Here is a 4298-nt window from a genome sequence, read left to right on the forward strand (position 1 = left end):
GGGGACCGCGACCAACGGCGGGACGAAGGTCGCGACCGCCATCGTCGTGGAGTAGACCGTCGTCATCAGGCCGATCCGACCGGGGAAGTACTTCTTGACCACGGTCGGCAGCAGCACGTTCGCCACCCCCACCGCGGCGAAGATCCCCGCCGTCGCCGCCAGCAGCGAGCCGGCGTCGACCGCCGCGGCGCGCAGCGCGAGCATCGCCGCACCCAGGGTCGCCGCGATCAGCACGGTGCGCTCCAGGCCCAGTCGACGCTCGATCGCCGGCGTGACCATGCCCGACAACGCGAAGGCGACCGGGGGCGCCATGCCGATCAGCCCGACGACCGCGGCGGGCACGGCGAAGTCGCGCTCGATGACCGTCAGCAGGGGCGACAGCGATGCCACGGCGAGGCGCAGCGTCAGCGCGAGCAGGACGATGGCCGCCGCGGCGAGCGCGACCCGACCCGCGCCCGCGCGGGTCAAGACTCCTGGCTGCCCTCGACCCAGGCGAGGTACTCGTCCGACACGGTGCCCGTCACGTAGCGACCGTCGAAGCAGCTCATGTCGAGGTCGACCAGGTCGGTGCCCTCCATGATGGCGGCCTTCAGATCCTCGACCTCCTGGTACACGAGGTAGTCGCAGCCGAGCTCCTCGGCGATCTCGGGGATCGTCCGTCCGTGGGCGACGAGTTCGTGTCGCGAGGGCATGTTGATGCCGTACACGTGGGGGTAGCGCACCGGCGGCGCGGCCGAAGCGAACGTGACGCTCTTGGCTCCGGCATCCCGGGCCATCTGGATGATCTCGCGGCTCGTGGTGCCGCGGACGATCGAGTCGTCGACGAGCAGCACGTTCTTGCCCTGGAACTCGGTCGACATCGCGTTGAGCTTCTGGCGCACGCTCTTCTTGCGCACCGCCTGCCCGGGCATGATGAAGGTGCGGCCGACGTAGCGGTTCTTGTAGAAGCCCTCGCGGTACTCGATGCCGAGCTTGCGGGCGACCTGCATCGCTGCGGGGCGCGCCGAGTCCGGGATCGGCATGACCACGTCGATGGCGCCGGCGGGGGTGTACTTGGCCACCGTGTCGGCCAGGCGCTCACCCATGCGCAGGCGCGTCTCGTAGACGGAGACGCCGTTCATGACGGAGTCGGGACGCGCGAGGTAGACGTACTCGAACGAGCAGGGGGCGAGCATCGTCTTCTCGGCGCACTGCTGGGCGTGGAGCGTGCCGTCGAGCGTGATGAACACGGCCTCGCCGGGTTCGACGTCGCGCACGACCTCGAAGCCGCCGTTCTCGAGCACGAGCGACTCGGACGCGACGATGTACTCGTCGCGCGGCTCGCCGCCGGGCACCTGGGCGGCGGCGCGCTTGCCCAGGATGAGGGGACGGATGCCGAAAGGGTCGCGGAACGCGAGCAGTCCATAGCCCGCGATCAGCGCGATCGAGGCGTAGGAGCCCTCGACGCGCTCGTGCACGCGCGCGACGGCGCGGAACACCTGCGCGGGATCGAGGTCGGGGCCCGTGATCTCGGACTGCAGCTCGGAGCCCAGGATGTTCACGAGCAGCTCGGTGTCGCTGCTGGTGTTGAGGTGACGGCGGTCCTTCGAGAACAGCTCGCTCGTCAGCTCGCGCGTGTTGGTGAGGTTGCCGTTGTGCACGAGCACGATGCCGTACGGCGCGTTGACGTAGAAGGGCTGCGCCTCTTCTTCGTTGGATGCCGTGCCCTTGGTCGCGTAGCGCACGTGGCCGAGGCCGATGTCGCCGAGCAGCGCCCGCATGTCGCGCGTGCGGAACGCCTCGCGCACCTGGCCGCGGGCCTTGTGGATGTGGAACACCCCGCTGGACTCGGCGGTCGCCATGCCCGTGGAATCCTGTCCCCGGTGCTGGAGGAGCAGGAGCGCGTCGTAGATCTCTTGGTTGACCGGGCCCTGCCCGGCCATGCCGACGATGCCGCACATGGGGTGTTAGTTCGCTCCGTTCGCCGGGTGACCGGCATCCGCGTAGGTTCCGACCAGGCGCACGGCGCCCCCGTCGACGCCCTTGGCGCCCTGCTCGTACTCGCCCTCGGGGCGGGCGCCATCGCGGACGACGCCGACCTGCCAGGTGGCGATCCCGTCGGCCGTGAGCGCTGCGGTCACCGCGTCGGCCACCTCGGGTGCGACGACCGCGAGGAAGCCGATGCCCAGGTTCCAGGTGCCTTCGGTGGCGGTCAGGTCGAGGTCGCCCATGTCGGCCAGCACGCGGAACACCGGCGAGGGGCTCCACGTCGAACGGTCGACGTCGACCCACGTCTGCTGCGGCAGCACGCGCGCGAGGTTGGCGGCGATGCCGCCGCCGGTCACGTGACTGAGCGAATGGATGCCACCGCCCACCGCGCCGTCGTCGAGCAGACGCAGCAGCGGCGAGGTGTACAGGCGCGTGGGCTCGAGAAGAGCTTCGCCCCAGGTGCCGCCGAGGTCGGCGGAGGCGGCGCCGTAGGCGATGCCCGCGCCGGTGATGATGTGGCGCACGAGGGAGTAGCCGTTGGAGTGCAGACCGCTCGACGCGAGAGCCAGCACGACGTCGCCGTCGCGGACCCGGTCGGCACCGAGCACTCGGTCGGCCTCGACGACACCGGTCGCCGCTCCCGCGACGTCGTAGTCGTCCACGCCGAGCAGGCCGGGGTGCTCGGCGGTCTCGCCGCCCACCAGCGCGGTACCCGTGAGCGCGCAGCCGCGCGCGATGCCCGCGACGATGTCGGCGATGCGCTGCGGCACGACCTTGCCGCACGCGATGTAGTCGGTCATGAAGAGGGGGCGCGCGCCGACCACGACGATGTCGTCGACGACCATGCCGACGAGGTCTTCGCCGATGGTGTCGTGCTTGTCGATCGCCTGCGCGATCGCGACCTTGGTGCCGACGCCGTCGGTGCTGGTCGCGAGCAGTGGCTTGGCGTAGTCGCGCAGGGCCGAGGCGTCGAACAGACCGGCGAAGCCGCCCACACCACCGAGCACCTCGGGCCCGTGCGTGCGGCGCACGGCCGACTTCATCAGTTCGACGGCGAGGTCTCCGGCAGCGGTGTCGACGCCGGCAGCGGAATAGGGGTTCTCGTGGGGAGCGGAAGCCACCGGAACAGACTACCCGGGGCGGACACGCGCGGGTGTCCGCCGGCGGCGCAAGGCCCGCCCCGCACCCCGTCGCGCCTCCCTACACTTGCTGCATGACGGGCGGTCAGCCGGAGTGGGTGATCCGCGAGGACGCGGCGCAACCGGTGCTGGTCGCGCTGTATCTGCGGCAGGTCCTCGGCATCCGCTCCCCCGAAGAACTGCCGTCGCTCCGCCGGGTCCCGACGCCGCTGACGACCTACGGATCGGATGCCGAACACGCGCGCCTGGAGCGGGAATGGCGCGAGTACTGGGCGATGACGGTGGAGCCCCAGGCGCACCCCTCGCCCGTGCCGCTCGAGCTGCTCGACGGCTTCGACACGCTCGTGGCCCTTCCCGTCGACGGAGCCGATGCCCTGCGCAGAGCCGCCCGACCCCACGGCGACGACGCGCTCGACTTCGCCCGTCTGGCGCACGACCGTTACGCGCGGGAATCGGCCGCGCGGCCGGGGGTGTCGTACCGCGCCTACGCGAGCGCGATCGCCGCCCACGAGCGCGCGGTGGGGCGGCGCGCGCACTCGTTCGAGCTGAACGTGCAGGTGCTGCCGCTCGCGCAGCGCGGCGTGTGGTGGATCGGTTCGTTGACCGTCGCGGTCACGGACGGTCTGCGAGGGGACGTCGCGGCCTTCGATGCCGCGATCCACCCGATCATCGCCGAATTGGCGTGAGGCTCAGACCTCGTACTGCTCGTGGTCGACCGTGACCAGACGCGTCCGGGAGTTGAGCACGCGCTCGAACACGAGCGCGGCGACCGCGGCGACCGAGATACCGATCACGACGCAGATGAGCGCGGTGAAGCCGAACACCTGCAGCTGCGAGTAGGCGACCTGCGTGTAGGGGCTGACGTTGGCACCGTCGATCGCGACGGTGAGGATCAGAGCGGCGAGGATGCCGAGGAAGGCACCCGCCAGCATGAAGACGCCGTACTTGGGTGCGCGGCGCACCGTGACGGTCTCGATCTCGTCGCGGATGTACACCGGACGCTCGGGGACGGGCTGGTCGGACATACGCATATTGTCCCACCGTCGGCCGCCGAGTGGGCCGGGTTCTTCGGCGTCGAGCGACGTCTGACGAAACCGCACTCTCTCGTCGAGACCGCGCGCCCCGGGCGGACATCGCGTGCGGTTTCGGTCAACGGCTACGGTCTCACCGGCAAGAGGGGCGGGTCAGGGG

4 protein-coding genes and 1 pseudogene are annotated in these 4298 nt (G+C 70.7%); 1 reads left to right on the top strand and 4 read right to left on the bottom strand.

What is annotated here, in order from left to right; genetic code table 11:
* From DBR36_RS18280 to purM, 3 genes and pseudogenes are all read right to left on the bottom strand, one after another.
* A pseudogene (locus DBR36_RS18280) lies at positions 1–468 on the bottom strand (MFS transporter); the annotation flags it as partial.
* The gene (gene purF, locus DBR36_RS07750; protein ID WP_108318301.1) at positions 465–1940 is read right to left on the bottom strand and encodes an amidophosphoribosyltransferase; all 1476 of its coding nucleotides are present in this window, start codon (positions 1938–1940) and stop codon (positions 465–467) included. The gene purF and the pseudogene DBR36_RS18280, both read right to left, overlap by 4 nt.
* Before the next feature lie 6 nt (positions 1941–1946).
* Positions 1947–3089: a phosphoribosylformylglycinamidine cyclo-ligase gene (gene purM / locus DBR36_RS07755; RefSeq protein WP_108318302.1), complete on the bottom strand. Its 1143-nt coding sequence runs from the start codon at positions 3087–3089 to the stop codon at positions 1947–1949.
* Positions 3090–3181: 92 nt separating this feature from the next.
* Here purM and DBR36_RS07760 point away from each other — a divergent pair, with 92 nt between their 5' ends.
* Positions 3182–3793, top strand: a complete 612-nt coding sequence (locus DBR36_RS07760; protein ID WP_108318303.1) for a zinc-binding alcohol dehydrogenase — start codon at positions 3182–3184, stop codon at positions 3791–3793.
* A gap of 3 nt (positions 3794–3796) precedes the next feature.
* On the opposite strand, the gene DBR36_RS07765 is transcribed toward DBR36_RS07760, so the two are convergent.
* Complete coding sequence (locus DBR36_RS07765) at positions 3797–4132, bottom strand: potassium transporter Trk (RefSeq protein ID WP_108318304.1); 336 nt, start codon at positions 4130–4132, stop codon at positions 3797–3799.
* Positions 4133–4298: the final 166 nt, after the last annotated feature.

This window comes from Microbacterium sp. HMWF026 (genome assembly GCF_003061325.1).
Taxonomy (GTDB): Bacteria; Actinomycetota; Actinomycetes; order Actinomycetales; family Microbacteriaceae; genus Microbacterium; species Microbacterium testaceum_E.